The 24,060-nt window shown below is 55.7% G+C and carries 5 protein-coding genes; all 5 read left to right on the plus strand.

All coding sequences use genetic code 11. The features are described from left to right. The first annotated feature begins 5 nt into the window (after positions 1-5). The 5 genes from NSU14_RS13190 to NSU14_RS13210 are packed head-to-tail and all read left to right on the plus strand — an operon-like array spanning position 6 to position 24,025. Positions 6-596, plus strand: coding sequence for an indolepyruvate oxidoreductase subunit beta (locus NSU14_RS13190; protein WP_042137642.1), 591 nt, complete (start codon positions 6-8; stop codon positions 594-596). Next, positions 586-9,045, plus strand: a complete 8,460-nt coding sequence (locus NSU14_RS13195) for an SDR family NAD(P)-dependent oxidoreductase (RefSeq protein WP_340945281.1) — start codon at positions 586-588, stop codon at positions 9,043-9,045. Before NSU14_RS13190 ends, NSU14_RS13195 begins: the two co-directional genes overlap by 11 nt. A 5-nt stretch (positions 9,046-9,050) precedes the next feature. Then, on the plus strand, positions 9,051-15,356 hold the full coding sequence (locus tag NSU14_RS13200; protein WP_340945283.1) for a beta-ketoacyl synthase N-terminal-like domain-containing protein: 6,306 nt from the start codon (positions 9,051-9,053) through the stop codon (positions 15,354-15,356). 34 nt (positions 15,357-15,390) lie between these two features. Next, the gene (locus NSU14_RS13205) at positions 15,391-21,837 is read left to right on the plus strand and encodes an SDR family NAD(P)-dependent oxidoreductase (protein WP_340945286.1); all 6,447 of its coding nucleotides are present in this window, start codon (positions 15,391-15,393) and stop codon (positions 21,835-21,837) included. Further along, entirely contained in the window at positions 21,830-24,025 is a 2,196-nt protein-coding gene (locus tag NSU14_RS13210) for a type I polyketide synthase (RefSeq protein WP_340945288.1), read from the plus strand. The genes NSU14_RS13205 and NSU14_RS13210 overlap by 8 nt, the downstream gene beginning before the upstream one ends. The last annotated feature ends 35 nt before the right edge of the window (positions 24,026-24,060 follow it).

Raw genomic sequence — 24,060 nt, forward strand, 5'->3', positions numbered from 1 at the left:
GACCTATGACAGCAGCTACAAGCATTATTTTAGCCGGTGTGGGCGGAAAAGGTGTCATTACTGTAACCAATGTGTTATCCCAGGGACTGGTTGCGCTCGGGTATGACGTGAAGGTCTCCGAGGTGCACGGTATGTCGCAAAGAGGCGGAAGCGTGCATGCACAGGTTCGTTTTGGCGACAAAATCTACTCTCCCCTGATTGAAATGGGCACAGCGGACTATATTGTCGGCTTCGATCAGATCGAAGCGCTGCGCTGGGGAAGCTTCCTGAAACAGGAGGGGCGGATGCTCGTCAATCTGGCAGAGCTGAATGAAGATACATACAAAGGAAAGTACGAGGACAACTTCAGCCGGTATAAGCATGTCACTTATGTCGAAGGAACTGCCATTGCGAAGGAAACGGGAAATGTGCGGAATGAGAATTTCGTCATGCTGGGCGCGCTGCTGCAGGCTCTTGGCTTTGAATTCGATGTCTGGAAGAGCACGATGGAGAAGTATATCAAGAAGCAGTATCAGGAGGACAGCATTCTTTCTCTGCTTAGAGGGATGAGGGAACAACGGGTCGCCAGAGAAAAGGAGACGGTATATGAGCTCTAAGGCTTCGGCAAGCAAGCTTAAGCCGCGGAGGGCTGCAGCCGGGCAGGATGTGGCGATTGTCGGCATCGGGTGCAGATTCCCAGAGGCAGAGAATTACAGCAGCTACTGGAACAACATGATCAATCATGTGAATTCCGTCAAGCCTATCAGTTATGACCGCTGGCAGAACGGAAGATACGGACTGAAGAACGAGGCCGACCTCGGCTGGGACAATGAGCAGTTTGTGAAATACTGTGCTTCTTTATCCGGCATCGACAAGTTCGACAATACCTTCTTTAACTTGTCACCCAGAGAGGTGGCGAGCATGGACCCCCAGCAGCGGATTCTGCTGGAAGAAACATGGCATTGTCTTGAGGATTCAGGGATTCCGCTGGCCGAACTCCAGAAGGAACGGACTTCTGTGTATGTCGGGGTTACCGGCAATGACTACGGTCTGATTGCATTGACCGGCGGTGATAAGGTCGATCATTATGCGGGCCTCGGCAACTTCGAGTGTATTGCGGCGAACCGCATCTCGCATACTCTGGGCCTGAGCGGAGAGAGCCTCTCTCTGGATACCGCTTGCTCCTCCTCGCTGGTTGCTGTTCACAAAGCAAGACAGAATCTCCAGGCCGGAGAAGCGAAGTATGCCATAGCGGCAGGCGTGTGCCTGGCCTATCATCCTTGGCGGTACGTGACCTTCTCCAAGTCGAATATGATGAGCCGGGACGGACAATGCAAGGCTTTTGACGAGAATGCGGACGGATTTGTGCAGGGAGAGGGCGTTGGCGTCCTGCTGCTGCAGAAGCTGGAGGATGCGGTCCGGGACGGCAACCATGTCTACGGCGTTATCCGGGGAACGGCAGTGAACCACTGCGGCGCTTCACAGACCATCGCTGCACCGAGCATGAAAGCGCAGAAGGAATTGGTTGAAGCCGCTTTGCGGCAAGCCCGGGTAGATGCTTCGACCGTCAATTATATTGAGGCGCATGGCACCGGAACCGCTCTTGGCGATCCGATTGAAGTCGAAGCGCTGACCCAGGTGTTCAGGCAGTACACCGATCAGGAACAGTTCTGCACCATTGGCTCGGTCAAGACCAATATCGGCCATTTGGCAAGTGCCTCTGGCGTTGCCGGGATCATCCGGGTACTGCTGATGATGAAGCATAAGACTATTCCCAAGCTGCTCAACCTTACCGGTCTGAATCCGCTGCTGGACTGGGAGCATACCCCGTTTAAGGTAGCCACGGCCAACACGGATTGGGTGCCGGTCAATGAAGATACACCGTTGCGGGCGGGCGTAAGCGGCTTTGGCTTCGGCGGAGTCAATGCCCATGTGATTCTTGAGGCCTACGAGCAACCGAAACCGGCCAGAGCCAGTAACAAATCCGTACCGGGTGCGCAGCTCTTCACTCTCTCTGCCCTGAATAGCGACAGTTTGAACGAGAGTATAGCCGTCTGGAAGTCTCATCTGAATTCGCCGGAGATAGCGGACGTATCCATCGGAGAGTTATGCAAAACGCTGCTTGCAGGCAGACGCCATTGCCGGGAATACAGAATCGGCGCTGTCATCCGGAGCAGGCAGGAGCTAGCCGAGTATCTGCAATCCGCTGCCTCCGCTGTTGAGCGGCTGGAGCCGGGCCGCAAGCGCTGGTCGGTACATTTCACCAATGTCATCTATACAGGATACACGGAGATTAAGAGCGTAATGGAAGAGCCGTATATCCGCGAAGTTCTTGAAGAGGTTATTGCCGAAACTGAGCTGCGCGGCGGGCCGGCTGCTATCCGGAGTGGCCTTACAATTGCCAAATGGAACAAGGATAAGCTTGCCGCCTACTCTTTCCTGATTAATTATACGCTGGCTAAAGTCCTGATGAGCCTGGGAGTAGAGGTTGAGTCCGTGAGCGGTGAGCAGCAAGGGACGCTGCTCGCAATGGCGGTCAGCGGAATGATTACGCCTGTTCAGGCGTATGACATTCTGACCGGCAGGGCTACTCTTGCGGAAACGGTGCTGCAAAGACCGGAGCTGACCTTCATAGACCCTGTTCATCAAGTGAAGATTCACCGTATTAACATTGGCCCGGCGTATATTGCCGGCTTGCGCAATGTATGCATCACCGGTGCTGACGCTGCGGCGTTCAGGCATTATGTGGAGAAAGCCAGAATACTCAGCCGGACGCAATTTACCTTTAAGAAATATTTGCGGGATTGGGATCAATCCCCGGCGCTGCAGGCAGCGAAGCTGTCCACAGACTCGCTGCTGCATCAGGAGCAGTTGTTAGCTGCCGGTGAGGGTGGCGAGGCAATGGAGCGGCAGCGTGTTCTTCTGCTGTTGATCGTCTACGGTTCGCTGCTGAAGCTGAATCAGAAATGGGATTTGTCGGAACGCATCACTTTAAGTGATGCGCGGCTGAGTGAATGGGTCCAGCTTGTTCTGGATGAGGTTATATCCAAGGAAATGGCCGTCCGGCTGTTAACTTCCTCTGATGAGGAAGAAGCTGGAGTGCTGGAAGCAGTCCGGAATCAGCTCAATGAACGGCAGGATCAACTGAATTTAAATGTCCCCTACACCTGTCTGCACGAAGCCAATCAGCATATGGCAGAAATTGCCGGGCCTGCAAGCTGGAGAGAACAGCTTCAGGAGCAATGTGCCGGGCAGAGCGTCCTGCAGTCTGAGGTGATCCGGCTGTGTGCAGGGGATAAGGAAACGGCAGCATTATCGCCTCAGAGTGACGGAGTCTTCGGGTTCCATGAGGTTCTGCTGAAGCTATGGCTGGCTGGGGCAGATTTAGATTGGAGCAGGCTGTATCCCGGCGGAAGCTTCAAGAAGCAGCCATTGCCCGGCTATGCCTTCAACCGTTCTTCGTATTGGATGGCGGCCCCTCAGGCTGCTCCGGCTCAGAGCCATCCGATGATTGATCTGGCGAAGTCCAGCCCGGAGCGGCTGCTATTCGTGAAGACACTTAAGGTGAGCGATTTCTATGTTGGCGAGCATATTGTGGATGAACGGGTGATTTTGCCGGGAGTCGCTTATCTGGAGATGGTCAGGGCGGCCGGCGAATTCGCGGCCAGGACGCAGGTGCATTCCATTAAAGATGTGCTATGGGTGAACCGGCTGGAAGTGGCCGATACACGGGATGCCTATATTCAGCTCACTCCCGAATCAGGGTATATGAAGTTCCAGGTGTATACTGCTGAGAACAGTACCCGGCTTATTCATTGCACGGGCAAGCTCTATACCGGGACTGCACAGCAAGCGGAGCGGCGCAGCTTCAATCTTGACGCTATTCAGGCCCGGGGCGGAGTCAGAATTGCCAAGGATTTCTGCTACAACGAGGTGTTTGGCAGCTCCATCGGTTTTCAATATGGGCCAAGCTTCCAGGCTACAACAGAAGCATTGTGCGGAAGCGGAGAATCGCTGGAGAAGCTCGACCTTCCTCCGGACCTGCTGCCTGCATTTAGCCAATATATGCTGCACCCGTCCCTTGTCGATGCTGCGCTGCGGGCAGTGACCTGGATCGGCGGAACCGAAGCGTACAAGCAGCTAAGATTGCATATTCCGTTCGCACTCGGTGAAGTCCGCATCTACGGCAGGCTGACGCCAAGCTGCTATTCATATGCGGAGATCGTACCCGAGACCGCAGGCAAGGCAGCGGGGATGAAGCGGTTCAATGTCTATATTCTGAATGAGCAGGGGGAAGTGCTGGTGGAAGCCAGGGACTTCACGATCCGGGCCATTCAGCCAACCAATGCGGTTAGTGCGGCAAGCCGCCGTATTCACCTGTACAACGAGCGCTGGCAGGAAGCCCAGCTTCCGGAAGCCGGGGGGCTTGGCGGCCATAGTGAAGGGATCAGCAAGGCCGAAGTGAAGAATATGCTGTATATGGTCCGGGACAAAGGGAAGGCTCACCGGCTGGCAGAAGCATTCGCCCGGGAGCATACGGTGCCGGACAACGTCATTATTGTGAATCCGGGAGCGGACTACAGCGCAGCTGCAGGAAGTAAGGAATACAGCATCCGGCCTGAACAGGAAGCGGATTATGGCAGGCTGCTCACGGAGCTGCTGGCTAAGGGGATAAGGATTGACGCTATTCTGTATGAGTGGGATGGGGAACAGGCGGAGATCCTGAACGCTTTTTATCCGGTTCTGTATCTGTTCAAGGCGGTTACTCAGCTCTATTCCCAGGATCAGGTCCGCTTCTTGCTTGGCGCAGTCCACAGCGGCAGCCAGCCGGGAGCGGGAATGCTGCGGGGGCTGTCCAAGGCCCTTCAGGCCACCAACCGCAGCTTCATCCCGTCCGTGATGTATTGCAAGCGTGCAGAAGAAATTCCGTTCTACGCGGCGCAAGAGCTGCTGTACCGCAAGCAGGCGTCATTTGTGGAAATTAGTTATACAAGCGGAGCGAGAGCCAGCCGTGTGATCCTTCCGCTGGAGTCATTACCCGAAGCAGAGTTCAGCGGTTTCCGCAAACAGGGTACCTACCTGATTACCGGCGGAATGGGTAAGCTGGGACTTGCCGTGGCCGAATTTGCCCTGCGGAATTATGAAGCCAATGTGGTGCTGACCGGAAGATCCGCACTGGATGAACCGAGAAGCCGTGAACTTGAGCGGCTGCAGAGTTATCCCGGGCAGGTTATTTACTTGCCTGGTGATATCGCGGAGCGGCAGACTGCCGCAGAGATCGTGGCGCAGGCCCAAGAGGCTTTTCATTCCATTCACGGCGTCATTCATTGTGCCGGAGTGCTCGGTGAGCAGCCGCTGATGGAAGCCAGTCCTGAACAGATGGCAGAAGTGCTGCTGCCCAAGATCCGGGGGGCGATCAACCTGGATGAAGCTACGCAGCTGGAGAAGCTGGATTTCTTCGTGCTTTTCTCGTCCGTTTCCGCAATCATTGGAGATTTCGCCAGAGGCACTTATGCGGCGGCGAACAGCTTTCTGGATCGCTTTGCCCTGCTCCGGGCTGAGCAGGTTAAGGAGGGTATCCGGTCAGGTGCCTCGCTGTCTATCAACTGGCCGGTGTGGAATGACGGCGCGATGCAGTTGTCCGGAGAGGAAGCCGTACAATACCGCCAGCAGGCCGGGATGGAGCAGCTGGATACACAGGCCGGTCTTGAACTGCTGGAGCAGTTGGTCCGCACGGGTGAATCCCGTATTATTGTAGCCTGCGGAGAACGGCAGCAGCTGAGCCGGGTACTTGCGGCAGTTACAGAAGAGAAGCCGCAGCAGGAGAAGGTGCTGAATGCTTCCGTGCAGAGTGTTCATGAGCGGCAGCGGGCAGCAGCGGTAACGGTAACGGGCGGGGCAACAGCTCCACAGAAGCTTCCGGTTCCGCCAATCCAGCAGCAGCCGCTTCAGAGCGGTCTTGTCTCCACCGTTAAGGTGGAGGAAGCTGTTCAGCAGTACTTGAAGGGAGTCGTGTCACAGGCGACCGGGGTTCCGGCAGCGCAGCTTGAAGCCTCAGCCGACTTCTCCAAATACGGCATCGACTCCATCATGATCATGGAGCTGAATGGAATACTGGGCAAGGACTTCTCCGATTTACCAAGCACGCTTTTCTTTGAATACAGCACGATTGCCCTTCTGGCGGCATTCTTTATGGATAATCATGCGGAATTCTTTCAGAAGTCCGCCGGGGAGCCAGGTCAGAACGGGGGAACGGAGCAACAAGGAACGGCAGTGGAAGAAGCGGCGGAACAAGTGATGCCAGAAGTGATGACAGCACAAACGGGAACTGTACAGGAAGCTGCTCTAAAAGAGGAAGCTGCCCCCGCCATGTCCCGGCATCAGGGAGCAGAAGCAGTAAGCGGGGATATTGCGATTGTCGGCTTAAGCGGACAGTACCCGATGGCGGATACGCTGGAGGAATTCTGGGATGTGCTAAGCGGGGGGCAGGACTGCGTTACGGAGATTCCGCCGGAGCGCTGGGATTACCGCAAGGATTACCATCCTGAGAAAGGCAAGCCGGGCAAAGTGTACACCAAGTGGGGAGCGTTCATGAAGGATGTCGAGAAGTTCGATGCCGGATTCTTCCATATCTCCCCGCGGGAAGCGGAGCTGATGGACCCGCAGGAGCGGCTCATGCTCCAGACCACCTACCATACGCTGGAGGATGCGGGAGCTGCCGCGGAGACTCTCTCCGGCAAGAAGGTTGGCGTATTCATCGGCGTTATGAATTCCCATTATCAGCTGCTAGGTGTCGAGCAATACAATAACGGCCGGCTCATGGATGTCCGTTCTTCGTTTGCGTCCATCGCCAACCGGATTTCATATCATTTCAACTTCAAGGGACCGAGCCTGGCCATTGATACGATGTGCTCGTCTGCGCTGGTGGCTATCCATATGGCCTGCGAGAGCATCCGGCATGGCGAGAGTGAAATGGCACTGGCTGGAAGTGTCAACACCCTAGTGCATCCGGCAAAATATATCTTCCTGACCGATCAGCGATTCGGCTCCACGGAAGGCAAGTGCCGGGCCTTCGGCCAGGGCGGGGACGGCTATGTTCCCGGTGAAGGTGTTGGCGCGGTTCTGCTGAAGCCGCTGGAGGCGGCGCTCCGTGACGGGGACCCAGTCTATGGCTTAATCAAAGGAACGGCGGTCAATCACGGCGGCAAGGTCAGTTCTTATACTGTGCCTAATCCGAATGCCCAATCCGAGCTGATAGAGGAGGCGCTGCGGAGGTCTGGCGTGCATCCCGAGCAGATCAGTTACATTGAGGCCCATGGTACCGGCACTGCGCTGGGAGACCCGATCGAGGTGGCCGGGTTAACGAAGGCGTTCAAGAAATTCACCGCCAAAACGCAGTTTTGCGCCATTGGCTCGGTCAAGAGCAATATCGGACATCTCGAATCGGCAGCAGGTATGGCTTCCTTGACCAAGGTGCTGCTGCAGATGAAGCACAAGCAGCTGGTGCCTTCAATTCTCGCGGAGCAGCTCAACGAGAATATAGATTTTGCCAAAACGCCGTTCTATGTACAGCGTTCGCTCCAGCCGTGGAATCCGCTTATGGAGGAGACGCCGGATGGGCTGAAGGTTCAGCCGCTCAGGGCGGGCATCAGCTCCTTCGGGGCAGGAGGTACCAACGCCCATATTGTGATTGAGCAATATGAGCCGGACGTACCTCCTGCAGCGCAGGGTGAGGAGCAGCTCATCGTGCTGTCCGCCAAGAACAGGGACAAGCTGCAGGCGCAGGCCCGGCAGCTCGCGGCATTTATCGCCCGCCACCGGACGGGGGGACGGGCTGTGGACACAAGTGCGCGAATAACCGCCCGATTACAGGCTGTCCGGAACCGCTGTCTGGACGTTGTCGCGGAAGTGCTTGGCGTGAACCCCGGGCAGATCGACTACGACGAAATTCTGACTGAGCTGTGCGCGGATGCTGTGCACCAGGTTAGGCTGGCCGATGCCATCAATGAGCTGGTCCAGGAACATGCTGCCGACAGCACATTAGGGGCTAACTGGTCGCTGCGTGAGCTGATGAGTCATCTGGAAGCGGCTGAGCTTAGCCGGAGGAATGCCGGAATCGGATTTGATACCCAGGCTTACGCCGAGACTGCTGTAGCTAGTGCGGCGGAGATGGATGCCGCCGATACAGACGGATACACACTGCGACTAGTGGATGTCGCTTATACGCTGCAGGTTGGGCGGGAAGCTTTTGCCGAGAGAGTGGCCATTGTCAGCCGGGATATCGGGGAGCTTAGGGAAGTATTAATCCGCTTTGCCGCCGGAGAACCGAATTTGCCGGATGTTTACACAGGCAGCCTGGACCCGCAGCGTGATATTGCTGCCATTCTGTTCCAGAACGAATCCGGGCATCAGTTTATCGCCAGCGCGGTTCGCAACAGACAATGGCCGCAGATTGCCCAGCTCTGGCTGCTGAAGGCGAAGATAGACTGGAAGCTGCTGCATGATGAACGCAGCGGTGGACGGGTGATCCCGCTGCCGAATTATATTTTTGACAAGAAGAGATATTGGATCGGCAATGGCTTCTCGGCAGCTGCCGCTGAGTCCAATCGCTACACGCTTGAAGCGGAGCCGGATTGGGAATCGGAACCGGCCTGTGATGAGCAGAACAGGAGCCTTCGGCCACAAACTTCACAGACTCCGCAAACCGTGACTCCGGCAGAATCGATCGGATATGTAGACACGTCTGCAGACTCGGTGGAGCAATGTCTGAACCGCACCCTGGAGGAGGTCATTTATTTGGAGGCCGGAGAGGTTAACGCCGATCTTCCATTCTCGGAACTGGGCGTGAATTCAGTCTTGACGCTGGAATTGGTAGACAAGCTGAACGACCGGCTCGGCCTTGCACTGCATTCTAATGATCTGTTCAATTACAACACGGTACGGCTGCTGACTGCCCATATTCTGGAGACAGCAGGAACGGGATCTGCGGCCTCCGGGAACTCCGGGCTGGCGGTGGATAGCCCTATAGATCTGAATGAACTTGAACTCTTACTGGAGGGGAGCTAATGCCTATGCAGAGCAGAACACATACACCGGACTTTACGCAAAATAATGGGAATGTGCGCAGCGATGATATCGCCATTATCGGCCTCTCCGGCAGATTCTCCGGCGCCCGCAATGTGCAGCAGTATTGGGACAACCTTGTGCAGGAAGTGAGCAGTCTTCAGGAAGCGCCTGCTGAACGCACGGAGCTGACCAAGCTGACCCCGGCGCAGAGGGCACATATCCGTTATGGGGGCTTTCTCCCGGGCGCGGATCAATTCGATCCTTTGTTCTTCCACATCTCACCCAAAGAAGCGGAGCATATGGACCCCAGACAACGGCTGTTTCTGGAAGAATCCTGGAAGGCCATAGAAGATGCGGGATATTCGCTGCAGGATATGTCAGGCAGCAAATGTGGCATATTCGTGGGCCTTCAGCAAGGGGAGTACCTGGAGCGGTTCCTGGGTGAGACGAACGAGCATGTCCCTACGGGGAACAGCTTGTCGGTCATTCCGGCGAGGATTTCCTATCTGCTGAATTTAAAGGGGCCGAGCATCGCCCTGGATACGGCCTGCTCATCGTCACTGGTAGCTTTGTCACTCGCTTGTGACAGCCTGCATAACGGCAGCAGCGAGATGGCGATCGCCGGAGGTGTCCAGCTTATGCTCACGCCATGGATTTATATGTCGCTGGGCAAGCTGGGGATGCTGAACACCGACGGAATCTGCAAGCCGTTCGCCGAGGAGGCGGATGGCATAGGCCTGGGCGAAGGCGTAGGCGCTGTGCTCCTCAAGAAGTATGCTGCCGCGAAGCGGGACGGGGACCATATCTACGGAGTCATCGCAGGCATCGGGGTCAATCAGGACGGTAAAACCAATGGCATTACCGCCCCGAATGGTCTCTCACAGGCAGCGCTGGAACGTGAAGTCTATGAGAAATCCGGGATTAACCCTGAACATATCAGCTATGTGGAGGCACATGGCACGGGCACCCGGCTGGGGGATCCGATCGAGGTCGCTGCCCTCACAGAGACCTTCGGCGCATTCACGGACAAGAAGCAATATTGCCATCTCGGATCAGTCAAAGGCAACATAGGACACACCCTGTCCGCCTCGGGCATGGCGGGTCTAATCAAGGTTCTCCTTAGCCTGCAGCACGGCAGAATTCCCGCTACGCTTCACTCTGGTGAGGGGAACAAGCTAATCGATTTTAAGAACAGCCCATTCTATGTGGGAAAAGAGACCGAGGAATGGCGCAGGGAAGCCGGACGGCCAAGAATGGCAGCGGTCAGCTCGTTTGGAATGAGCGGAACCAATTGCCATGTGGTGGTTGCGGAGCATATAGAGCAGGAAGAAGAAGCCGTCACCGGCACAGCCGGGGACAATGACGGGAAAGTGCTGCTGTTCGCTTTGTCAGCGAAAAGTGATACGGCACTCGAGGCCAAGGTACAGCATCTGCGGGATTATCTGCAGGAGCGCACAAGCTTGGGCAGACTGGCCAATATATCGTATACACTGCTGACCGGAAGAGATCATTACGCCTACCGCAGCATGTTCATTGCCGCAAGCAAGGAAGAGCTGGTCCGGGAGCTGGAGGCTTTTCTTCATAAGCAGCCAAGCTCAGGCTGGTATAGCGGCGGCGGATCGGGCGGCAATGAGCGGGTGAACCCTGCGCTGAAATCCAAGATGGAGCAATTGCTGGTCCAGTTTCATCAGGACCGGCTTACTCCGCAGGAACGGGCAAAGGCGGCGCAGTTGATTGCCAATTATTACATCAAAGGCTATGCAGCCGATTTCAAAAGCCTGTCCGCTGCCGGGAGCTTCCGCAGGGTGCCGCTTCCAGGCTATCCCTTCGACTATATGCGCTGCTGGATCGAGGCAGCGGATGAGAAGGGAAGCTCGGAGAATGGCGGGGCTGCCGGAAGTACCGCAGCTGCCGGAGGCGCTCGCGGAGTATCCGGAAGTGGCGGAGCTGCCACAGGAGCTGACCAGATATCCAGAAGCAGCTCAGCTGCCGGGGCTGCCGGAAGTGCTGGAGCAGCGGCAGAGGGGCAGCTACATCCGCTGGTTCACCGCAATGTGTCAACGGTGCAGGGAATCGGCTTCATAAGTGAACCGGAGGCTGCCGGAAAGGCCGTGTTCGGCAAGTCTATTTATGGGGCAGCGGTATTCAGCGAAGCTATTCTGCTGGCTATAGGCGCGCAGGCTGCACTGCTAGGAAGTGGTGCTCCGGGTATTGCCTCACTGGAGCAGATTCAATTCTGCCATCCTGCTTCTGACAAGCAGCAAGTGAAACTGAATATTCAACTTCAAGGTGAGGGTGAGGGGGATTCCCTCCGGTTCGCTGTCCTGCACGAAGGATCGCAGCAGGATATCCTTGCAGCAGGTACGGCCAGAACAGGCCTGGCTTATCCGTCTCACGAACCGGCAGCGCTGGATATAGGCAAGCTCAAGCAGGAAGCAGCGCAGGTTCGGACTGGGGATGAAGTCTACCGGGTACTTGAGAATCAAGGTATAGCTTATGAGGCACAGGCACAGATCATAACTGGCTTGTACAGCAGCCTGACAGACCACTTGGCGGTAATCTCACCAGGCCCGTTCCATTCGGCGGACGATGTCCTGGCAGCTATGCTAACTGAAGCCGTCCTGCAGGGGCTGAACATGGACATTATCAGCAATGGCGGCACGGCGTCTGCAGCTTATGAGATCGGTGAAATACAGCTTATCCGCCAAGCCTCATCGGCGAAATATGTTCATTTTCAGTCGGGTGGTCTGGAGACTGCCGGCAGTGAGCTTCATTATGACGTTCATGTGCTGAATGAGTCGGGTGAAGCGGTGCTGTCCTTTAAGAACATCCAGATGGTTCCCGTCAGCACCCGTGAGATTGTTACCGGGGAGCAATACGCTCTGCTTATGAAGGAATGGATGAAGTCGGAGCAGCCTCGTGAGCGCAAACGGGTTGAAGGGCAGTATCTCATCATCGTAAATGAAGAGATGGATGATGACGCACTTGCAGCGGTCAGAGCAAGCTTTGAAGAACCGCTAATCCTGTGTGACGGAAAGGCGCAGCAAGCCCGTGACTCCGTGTTACCCGTTGACTTCACGCTTACAGAGGATAGTGAGCAGACGATTGAAGCCGTACTCGGGATGAAGCTGAAACTCAAGGGAATCGTTGATTTCTCCGATCTCCATGCACAGCCGAAGCCCATGTCCAAGCAGAGCTACGGTAAAATCATGCTTCTGCAAGCGCTGGTTAAGCAGGCGGGCAAGGATTTTCGGATTGTCCATTTGACCGGCGGGGTTCAGAATCCGGAGAACCGCACGGTTACTCTGGCCGGAGCGGATATCGCCGGGATCATCCGCACGCTTGGCGCAGAATATAGACAAGTCACCGCCCGCACCGTGGATATCGGCCTGGATGCTTCGGATATTAACCGGCAGCTCCGGATTGTCCTAGGCGAATTAAGCCTGGAATCCGATACCGCTGAAGCGTGCTATGCGGACGGATTGCGGTATGAGCCGGTTATCACCACGTTGAAGCAGCAGAATAAATGGATCGGCCGCGAACGGCATAACCGGTTGAAGGTAGACCCCAAGAAGGTCTACGTCATTACCGGAGGCACGCGGGGGATCGGGGCCGAGGTGGCCCGTCTGCTGGTCCGAAGAGGCGCACGGAAGCTGGTGCTGATGGGGGTTCAGGCTTTTCCTGCCCGGGAGGATTGGCCGGACATCTTGTCCGGCACTATCCATGATCCGGGAAGTCTGGCACGAATCAAGCGGGTAGTGGAGCTGAAAGCCTCCGGTGCCCAGGTTGAGGTGTATTCCGGTTCGCTGACCGATGCCGGGCAGCTTATGCCTTTTGTTGAGAGCATCCGGCAGCAGTGGGGCGAAATTGGCGGTGTTGTGCACTGCGCAGGCTCCAATCTGAATCAGCACCCGGCCTTTGTGAACAAAAAAATCGCCGATATCCGGCAGGTCTTTGAACCTAAGGTTGAAGGGGTGGCGGCACTCCAGCACATTTTTGCCCAGGATAAGCTGGAATTCTTTGTTCTATTCTCCTCCATTTCAGCTCTGGCGCCGCTGTTGTCTGCCGGGCTTAGCGATTACAGCGCAGCCAACTATTATCTGGACCTGTATGCACAGCATCAGCACACCCTCGGAAACAGTTATTATCAGTCGATCATCTGGCCTAGCTGGTCAGAGGTCGGGATGCTGGCGGATTCCGGATTTCAGCTTAGCCCGCTCTATACACAGTCAGGACTTACAGCACACAGCCTTGCCGATGGCCTCTTCATGCTGGAGGACATCATCATTGGCAGTGATTCGCCAAGTGTGATTCCGGCTATCCTGGACATGGATCTTTACCGCCCGGAATTATTGATCAAGGCAAGCGCTGAACGGGGGAAGGGTTTACCTGGGGCGAAGGCCGTTGTGAAGAGTCAAGGCAGTCCTGACGCTGCGGTAGCCGGGGAGAATGTACAGAATACACTGAGTACCCCAAGTGAGCTGCAAAAAGCGTCCGCCCTGATTCTGGATATCTTCTGTGCAGAGCTGAAGCTGCCTAGGGAGCGTGTGCGGGAAGATGTTCCTTTTGCTGAAATCGGCGTGGATTCCATTCTGCTGATCGAGGTCATTAAGAAGCTGGACACCGCTTTTCAGACCCGTATGGATCCGGCGTTATTCTTCGAGCTTAGAGACATGCGCGCGCTGGCAGAGCATCTCTGCTCAAACGGCGCAGAATATAAGAGTCAGCCGGAACTGGAGCAGGATGACCCGCCTTTGCTGACAGGCAATAGAATCAGATTCGCTGAACCGTATAACCGGGTGCCGGAATTTCATTACGGCCGTGGCAGGGAAGCAAGAATGCAAGCGGTACACAACGTACAGGACGAAACGCCTAGCCCTGAAGGCAGGCATGACGGACGGATTGCCGTTATCGGCATGGGCTGCCATTTTCCGGGGGCTGGAGACAAGGACGCCTTCTGGAACAATCTGCGGCAGGGACTGGACAGTATTACGGAGGTTCCGGCCAGCCGCTGGGATAAGGATGAATGGTACGCTCCTGTCTATGCAGAAGGCAAAAGCATCAGCAAATGGGGCGGGTTCCTGGACGATATCGAGCGCTTCGACGGCGGGTATTTCGGCCTTAAGGAGAATGTGGAGCAGATCAGTCCGCTTATGCGGCAGTCCCTTGAGGTTACAGCGGAGACCATTCTGGATGCGGGCTATGAGATGGAGGACATCAGCGGGAAGAAGGTCGGTGTATTCATCGGCGCCCATCCAGGCTCTTATCCGGGCTGGGTGCAGGATATCAATAAGAATACGATCATCGGCATCGGGCAAAATTTCATCGCGGCTTATGCCTCCCATTTCTTCAATCTCAAGGGTCCCAGCCTAACGGTGGACAGCGCCTGTTCTTCCTCGCTCCTCAGTCTGCACCTGGCCTGCCAGAGCATCCGCTCCGGCGAGTCGGAGATGGCTATAGCGGGAGGGGTGGATCTGCTTCTGGATGAGCGTCCCCATCTCGTATTCAGCGCCTCCAAAGCCATGTCGCCGGACGGCAAATGCCATACCTTTGATGAGGAGGCGAACGGCATCGTCCCGGGAGAAGGCTGCGGGGCGGTGCTGCTCAAGCCGCTGGCCAAGGCCCTCGCCGACGGGGACAGAATCTACACGGTTATTGAAGCCTCGGCAACCAATAATGACGGCCGTACGATGGGGGTTACCACCCCAAGCATGCAGGCCCAGGAAGAGGTTATCGCTGAAGCGATCCGCCGTTCCGGTATTAACCCGGAGACGATTGGTTACGTGGAGACCCACGGCACAGGTACGATGATCGGCGATCCCATTGAGCTGAAGGCCCTGACCTCGGTTTACAAAAGATATACCGGTGCCACAGGCTTTTGCGGTGTGGGCAGCGTGAAGACCAATATCGGCCATTGCCTCAGCGCGGCAGGCATTGCCAGCTTCATTAAGGCGGCGCTGTGCGTCCACCACAAGATGCTTGTTCCCACGCTGAATTGCAGCCGGCCCAATCCGCGCTTCGACTTCGGGCACTCGCCTTTTTATCCGGTGCTTGAGGCCGCAGCCTGGGACAGCCACGGGGAGGCCCGGCGGGCAGCCGTCAGCTCCTTCGGATTCGGCGGCACCAATGTTCATATGATCATCGGGGAGTGCGGGGAGGATGCACTCAACGGTTATACCCGGCGCAGATATCCGTTGCCTGCACCGCTGTATAACAGGCAGCAGGCCTGGGTAAACCGCGGGAAGGAAGAGGGCAGGCAGACACAGGATGAACAGGATCAGCTGTCCTTTCTGCAATTCGTGGAAGAGTAGGCATGAATACGGGAGAGCGGAGAGGTGTGCACGCATGGACGCTTTAAATGGTGTGAAGTTCAGTACAGTAATTAAAAACAGCAATTATATCGTCAGAGATCATCGGGTTCACGGAGTACGGATCATGCCGGGTGTGACGCTGCTTGACATGATCTACCGGTTCCTGCAGACCAAGGGCATCAACCTGCGGGATATCGAGCTGCGCAAGGTTCTGTTCAGCGAGCCGGTCTCCACCAGCGGACAATATGATAAAAAAATCCAAATCTCGTTCACCAAAAAAGCGGACGGATACGAGGTCGTGGCGCAGAGCCGGAAGATTAAGGAGCACGAGCTCCTGGACAGTACCTGGGATGAAAACCTGCGCTGTGAGCTGCATTTGTCACCTGCGCGCACCGGCGAGCGGAAATCAATCGACATTCAGCAGATTAAAAGTCTGAGTCATCGCGTGGAAGATATGGACCATGCCTACAGCTATGTACGGAGAATTGATATCCGCCATCTGGAATTTATGAAGGGTCTGGGTAAGCTGTATTACGGCGATCAGCGTATCCTGGCTGAGATTACCCTGGGCGAGCTGGCGAGGGAATATATGGACCAGTTCTACATGCACCCTTGTTATCTGGATGCGGCAACGCTGGTTCAGGGATTCGTCGTATTGCAGGAGCTGGATTTCTCCAGGGAGATTCAGGCTTCCATACCGATGTTCATCGAATCCTTCCGTTCCTATGAACCGATGAAGGAGCAGATCTATGTCTATATCAAGGATGAGGGGTATCCGGATGGAGACATCAAGGATCTGATGTATTTCGATATCGAGGTGTATAACGGGCAAGGACAGGAGATTGCCAGCTTCAGACGCTGGGGTCTAAAGAAGATCCGCTCCAGGGAACTGATCAGCGGGCCTCAGAAGGTTCAATCTCCAGCAGCTTCCCCAGTGGCTTCGTCCGCACCTGCTAAGCAGGAGCCGGTCCAAGTCAAAGCCCAAGCTCCGCTGGTGCGTGCAGGAGTTCCGGCGGAAGAAGGTATGCGCAAGGCTGCTGTCACCGCTTATCTGAAACGGCTGGTAAGCGGTCTGTCTGGAAGGGATGAGGCTGAGCTGCGGACCGATGAGGGCTTTTACAATCAAGGGCTGAACTCACAGCATTTGCTTGACATCGTCAAGCGGCTGGAAGAGAAGCTGGGAAGCCCCCTTTACCCAACATTGCTGTTTGAATACGCCACGATGGAGGAGTTAAGCCAGTATATTCTCCGGGAGCATAGCGATTCGTTTTTCAGCTCCGATACAGCGGCTGGCGATGTTAACCAATCGGCCAAGCCGGAACCGTCCGCTGCGGCCATTCACGCCTATACCTCCGCTTGGATCAACGGCCCGCTAACACAGCTTAGCGAGTCAGGATACCCGGGGCAGCAGGAGCAGGTACTGGTCTTGTGCGGGCAGCAGGATGAACTGCTGTCTCTGGCGGGAATAGAGGCAGGCAATCGCTACACCTTCGTGCTTCCGGGAGAGCAATTTGCCGCAGCAGAAGCCGGCATTTACCGCATGAACTTTAACTGCGGGGATGATTACAAGCAATTGGCAGATGAATTACAGCTGGCGGACCGCATGCCCACAGTTCTGGTCAACAGCCTGAATTGCGGCGGGCGGAAGCAGGGCGGTCTGCCGGAGTCCGAGCAGCAGGTGATTCCCATGTTCTATATCCTGCGGGAGCTGCTGAGAAGCAGAATTAAATCGGCAGTAAAGGTGCTGTATTTCTTCGATCAAGAGGGGGCTGCCGCTCATCTGGGCGATGCAGCGATGGAGGGATTCCTGCACTGCATCCAATCCGAAACGGATAAGGTGGCTTATAAATGTATCGGCCTGGATGCGGAGAACCGCAGGCAGCTCCGGACAATTTTCCATAATGAACTCTACAGGGGCTGGGACAGCGGGCGCCGTGTGGTGTATGAGCGGGACATACGGAGAATACAGACCTACCGTAAGGCAGGACACGTAGCTGGCGGAGGTAAAACGGCCATTCGCAGCAATCAGGTCTACTTGATTACAGGCGGAGCCGGAGGCATTGGACTGAAGCTGGCAGCCCATGTTCTGCAGCAAGGCGGGACAGCCATTCTCTGCGGCAGAGCTGCCAAGCTGCCGGAAGAGGCTGCAGCCGGGTTAGGCGCGCATCACCGCCTGGATTATGTAGCTTGTGATGTAACGGACCGGACATCGGTCGAGCGCCTGCATGCTTTTGTGAAGGAGAAATATGGGGAATTGGACGGAATCTTTCATTGCGCGGGACTTACACGTGATTCGTTACTGGTGCATAAGGACAGTGATGAGCTGCGTCAGGTGCTGCGGGTGAAGGCGGAGGGGACGGCCAATCTCGATGAAGTGTTCAAGGGGGAGCCGCTCACGTTTTTTGCTGCTTTTTCCTCCGTGGCGGGAATTCTGGGCAATCCAAGCCAAAGCGATTATGCGTTTGCCAATCTATATATGGACGCCTATGTACAGCAAAGAGAACTCTGGAGAGCGCAGGGGCTGAGAAGCGGCAAATCCCTGTCCGTCAACTGGCCTCTCTGGCGCGAGGGCGGCATGAAGGGCGACGAACATACGGAGCTTGCGCTAAAACACAGATTTGGCATCTCGCTCCTGGAGACTTCCGCAGGGATAGAGGCGCTGGAATGGGCGCTGCAGCGGGAAGAAACCCTATTGCTCATGGTTCCGGGGGAAGAAAGCAGGATTGACGCTGTCTTGGTCCGGGACGGGGAATGGAATGAGGAGTTACATAAGGAAAAGGCGGCTACGCAGCCTGAGATGGCTCCGAATCCGATTATCCGTTCTGCCAGAAGTACAGAAGAGGATGACCTCGCGATTATCGGTATCAGCGGGAGATTTCCTGGTGCGGACAATCTGTCCGAGTATTGGGAGCTGCTCAAGGCAGGACGGGACGCCGTATCGGAGATCGATCCGCAGAGGTGGAGTCATGAGGAGCAGCAGCAGATTGCCCGGGAGAGCTGGGGCAAGGACAGCTCCAGGTGGGGCGGCTTCCTCCGCGATGTGGACAAGTTCGATTCACTGCTGTTCAATGTGGCACCTTATCAAGCCGTGCTGATGGACCCGCATGAGCGGGTGTTTCTGGAGCTGGCCTGGGAAGCATTCGAGGATGGCGGGTATATCCGGTCTGCGCTCAAAGGTCAAAAGGTAGGCGTATTCGCCGGAGCCATGTGGATGCAGTACCAGCTCTACAACACCAGCCGGCAGGTCTCCACTTCCACCCTCTCGTCGATTGCCAACCGGGTCTCATATTATTTTGGACTGACCGGACCTTCGCTGGGCATTGATACCATGTGTTCCTCCTCGATGACGGCACTGCACATGGCCTGTCAAAGCGTGAAGAATCAGGATTGTGCCATGGCCCTGGTTGGAGGGGTTAATCTCTCCGTGCACCCGGATAAATACCTTCTGTTGTCTCAGGGTAATTTTGCTTCCTCGGATGGCCGGTGCCGCAGCTTCGGCGAAGGCGGAGATGGTTACGTGCCCGCCGAGGCAGCAGGCGCCATTCTGATCAAGCCGCTAAGGCAGGCGGAGCGGGACCATGACCGGATCTATGCGGTGATCAAAGGCAGCGCCATTAATCATGGCGGGGAGGCCAGCGGGTTCACGGTTCCCAATCAGCGTGCGCAGGAGGAAGCCTTGTCCGAAGCGATCCGCAGAAGCGGCATCGATGCAGGCACCATCAATTATATCGAAGCGCATGGCACGGGGACCTCGCTGGGCGATCCGATTGAGATCAAAGCGCTGATGAATGCTTTTGCTCCCCATAAGGACGAAGCCTTCAGCTGTGCCATCGGTTCAGTCAAGTCCAATATCGGCCATGCCGAAGCGGCTGCGGGCATATCCTCCATCGCCAAGGTGCTTCTGCAGATGCAGCACGGGCAGCTTGTACCATCAATTCATTCTGAACGAATTAACCCGCATATCCGGCTTGGCGATTCGGGCTTTTACATTCAGCAGAAGCTGGAGCCGTGGAAGCCGGTCACCCGTACCGCAAACGGGAGGACAACGGTGTACCCGAGACGCGCCGGCATCAGTGCTTTTGGTGCGGGAGGTTCTAACGCCCATGTCATTCTGGAGCAATATACCGGCAACAGAAGCAGCGGGAATCAGGATCAGCAGAATGTTGATAATGATCCGTATATCTTCATATTATCCGCGCAGACCCCTGAACGGCTGCAGGCTTATGCCCGGCGGATGAAAGCTTTTATGGAACAAAGAACAACAGAGGGCCACGGTAGTCATAAGGACATGACAGCTGCCCTGCAGGAGGTCATTGCTCAAATGCTGGACCTTCCGGTCACCGGGATCGGACAGGATCACTCCCTGGAGGAGCTGGGTCTCGGGCCTGTTGAATTCATCCAGCTGTGTGACAGGCTCCTGGCGAGCTTTGGCATCCAGGCAAACGCTTCTGCCGTTAGCGGTGACTTAACAGTGGAAGAGCTCAGCAGTCAGCTTGTACACGGAGTGGCAGGTATGGAAGGTTATGAGGCTGCTGAAGTCAGGGCCGGGGCGGTGCAGGAACTGTCGTTGCCGGGGCTCAGCTATACACTTCAGGTAGCCCGGGAACCCATGAAGCACCGGCTGGCTGTCGTGTACCGTACACTCAGTGAGCTGCTGGTGACGATCGGGGATTATTTGGAGCAGCGGGCATCCGCTCAACTGTTCACGTCAGAGGCAGGCTTGGCTGCACAAGGGCAGGCAAGTAAGGCGCAAATGCAGAGACATGTACAAATCCAGGCTAATCCGTATACGCCGGGCGATGCTGAACGCCTGGCCCAGGCATGGGCGGAAGGCGCAGCTATAGACTGGCGGATATTATACGGGAATGACGTACCTGAGCTTCTTTCGCTGCCGCATTATCCGTTTGCCCGTAAAAGCTATTGGATCGAGCCGATTAACCCTTCACAACTAATTACAACTATACAAGAGTATGCAGAACCCGCTCCAACTGCCGGATTCGCAGCGCCTGAAGCAATTCCGGCGTATGCGGGAAATGAAGTTATGCTGGAGCATGTGGAGGGCGGCGTCGCTATTATCCGGATTCAGGATGCCAAGCATAACAATACTTTTACCCATGAGGTTATACAGGGGCTCACCCATTGCTTCCAGGCCGCACAGCAGGATGAGCAGATCAAGTCGATTGTGGTTGCCGGGAACGACCGGATCTTCTCCATGGGCGGAACCCAGGAGCAGCTGCTGGATATTTCCGACTCGAAGCTGAGCTTCACGGATGCGCCGATTTTGTACAGGGGTATGCTGGAGTGTCCTATTCCTGTGATCTCTGCAATGGAAGGCCACGCATCCGGCGGCGGGCTGCTGTTCGGACTGTATGCGGATATTGTGGTTATGGCTGAGGAGAGCTTGTATTCCGCTGCTTTTGCCAAATACGGCTTCACTCCGGGGATGGGCGCAACCTTCATTCTGGAGGACAAGCTGGGGAAGAATCTCGCTGTTGAGATGATGTTCACAGCCAAAATGTATTCCGGCGAACAGCTCAAAAGCAGATCAGCCTCCGTCATCTTCCGGGCAAAGGACAAGGTGCTGCAGGAGGCGGTGTCGGTTGCCCGGCTGATTGCCGAGAAGCCGAGGACCACGGTCAGTGTGCTGAAGCAGGAGCTGTCCAGCCGGGTGCTGGATTCATTACTGCAATGTGTGGAACGTGAGAATGAAATGCACCGGATTACCTTCACCACCTCAGAGGTCAAAGCAAAGATCCGCCACTTATACCGGGCCGCGGAACCAGTGGGGAATGAGCGGGAAGCTGTAAAGGCGGCAACACTGTCTGCACCTGAAGATAAAGGAAACAAGGCAAGCCTGCCGACCGGGGGTATACATTCCGGTTTAACGGACCATGACGGTTCAGCAGGTCTTGCCAGTTCAACAGACCCTGCTGACTCCATTCCTTCCATATATGCATCAGAAGCCGATCGGAACATTGAGCGGAACTTCAAGGACGAACTGACCCGGATCATCGCTAACCGGATACAACTGGATGAAGCAGAACTGGACGAGGATATGAATTTCAAGGATATGGGTGTGGATTCCATCAGCGGCGTTGAAATTGTGCGCGATCTCAATGAGAGCTTCAGCCTGCAGCTCGACACCATCGATATCTATGACTACTACTCTATTAATCTTCTTGCCGCGCATATCGGGCGCAAGCTGGGGTCGTTTTTACAGGTTAAGGAAGCGGAAGTACCGGGAATACCGGGATTATTGGCAGTACCCGCAGTCTCAGGAACATCTTCAGGTACAAGAGGGGAAGCAGCCGGGATCTCAGGAGGGCTTGCCGGATCAGGAGTATCAGAGATATCCGCCAGCTCTTCTGCCTCATCGGTTAACCAGGAGGACCGTGATCTGCTGGAGCTGTTGTCCAGGCTGAACGAGGATGAGCTGGATGTGGACGAAGTAGCCCAGTTTTTGGAGGTGTACTATGAGTAACGGCGAGACGATCAAGGACATATTGAAGCAGATCAAGGACCATAAGCTGGAGGCCCGCGAAGGTCTGAGACGTATCCATGAGCTGAAGCAGCGGGGAGATGCGGTTTCCGGTGCAGAGCAGACCCTCTCTCAGGAAGCCGTGGAGCAGCAGGTCAAGGATGTGCTGTGCCGGGTAGTGAAGCTTCAGCCGGAGGAGCTGAGCCATGAGCTTTCTTTTAAGGAAATGGGCATTGATTCGATCAGCAGTGTGGAAATTGTCCGCGATCTGAATGAAGCGCTGCATATCCAGCTTGACGGCATCGTGCTCTATGATTATCCGACCATTCCCGAGCTGGCCCGGTATATGGTAGATGAGATTCAGAAGAACAGCGGCGCAATGCCGGTGAAGGGAATCAATGCCAGTGCTGCGAATGCAAACCCGCAAGAGCAGATACACGAACCTGTGCAGTCCCAGCGTTTGAACCATAGATATGAATATATGAATGATCTAATCGATCAATTCTCGACAAACAAACCGGCAGCAGCGCCGTCCAAACCGAAAGCGCCAATGAAGGAGCCGGTAAACGACTTTAAGGAGCCGGTAAAAGCTTCTGAACCAGCCACAGTCTCGCCGCACGCCGCACGATCCCTGAAGCCACTAACCGGGCGTCAGGCCAAGGAGGAAAAAGCACTTGCGGCGCAGGCTCCCTTATCCGCTGGACAACCGGCCTCTGGAGCGCCCAAGCTGACACTGAAAACCGGCGCAGCCCCCATTGCTCCCGCAGCTTCAAGTACAGAGGCTACGGGCAAGATCAAACTGGGCTTTGCCGCCTCCCGCCCTGCGGAAGAACCGGTAAAGGTCACGCCGGAAGCTCCTCCAGGAGTTTCCGCTGACCAAGCCACAGCCGCCGCGGCAGAAGGCATTGCGATTGTCGGGTTATCAGGCAGATTTCCCGGCGCCGCTTCGGCAAGAGAGCTGTGGCGTAATCTCCGTGACGGTGTAGCCAGCACGGGTGAAATTCCCGCCAACCGGTTCGATATTCGGGCATGGTATGACGAAGACCGGAAAGCGGATCAGAAGACTTATTGTACGGTTGCCGGACTGCTTGACCATGTGGATGAATTCGATCCGTTATTCTTCAATATTTCTCCTAAGGAAGCGGAGATTATGGACCCGCAGCAGCGGATTTTTCTGGAGGAGGCCTGGAAGGCGCTGGAGGATGCCGGATATTCCGACCAGGCGGTGCAGGATACCCGCTGCGGCGTATTTGTCGGCTGTGCGCCAAGCGATTATACCAAGCATCTGGAAGCGAACCGTCTAAGCAATACCGCAGATGCGTTTACCGGGACTTCTTCGTCGATTCTGGCTGCGCGAATCTCGTATTTTCTCAATCTGAAAGGCCCGAGCATTTCAATAGATACCGCCTGTTCCTCGTCGCTGGTTGCCGTACACCAGGCATGTGTCAGCCTCTGGAATGAGGAGTGTGACATGGCGCTGGCCGGAGGTATCCGGCTGATGATTACCCCGGACAGCATGGTGCAGAGCAGCCAGATGGAGATTTTGTCAGCGCAGGGTGTATGCAGGCCCTTCGATCAGGAAGCAGACGGGACCCTGCTGAGCGAGGGCGTAGGGGTCGTGGTGCTGAAGCCGCTGAAGCAGGCGCTGGAGAACAGGGATCATATCTATGGTGTAATCCGCGGCTCAGGTGTGAATCAGGACGGCCGGACCAATGGCATTACCGCACCAAGCGTGAACTCGCAGATTCAATTGGAGAAAAGGGTGTACGAGAAGTTCCGCATCGATCCGGCCGAGATCAACTATGTCGAAGCGCATGGAACGGGCACCGCTTTGGGTGATCCGATCGAAGTAAAGGCCCTGACCGAAGCGTTCCGCGAATTTACGCAGGACAGCCAGTATTGCGCGCTTGGGTCAGTCAAAGCCAATATCGGACATGCCACAATGGCCGCCGGTGTCGCCGGAATGATCAAAATCCTGCTGTCTCTGAAAAACAGACAAATCCCGCCGCTGATCCACTATAACCGGCTTAATGAGAAGATCAGGCTGGACGGAAGCCCCTTCTACATCAACACCGAGCTGGTAGATTGGCCGGAGAACAAACGGGGCTCCAGAATGGCTGCAATCAGCGGGTTTGGCTTCAGTGGTACGAACTGCCATATCGTCATCGAAGAATACCGCAGGGGAAGCTAGAAGCTGTAAGAGCGGCCGGAATTCATACATTCATT

Source organism: Paenibacillus sp. FSL R10-2771, assembly GCF_038000205.1.
GTDB classification, from domain to species: domain Bacteria; phylum Bacillota; class Bacilli; order Paenibacillales; family Paenibacillaceae; genus Paenibacillus_AQ; species Paenibacillus_AQ phytohabitans.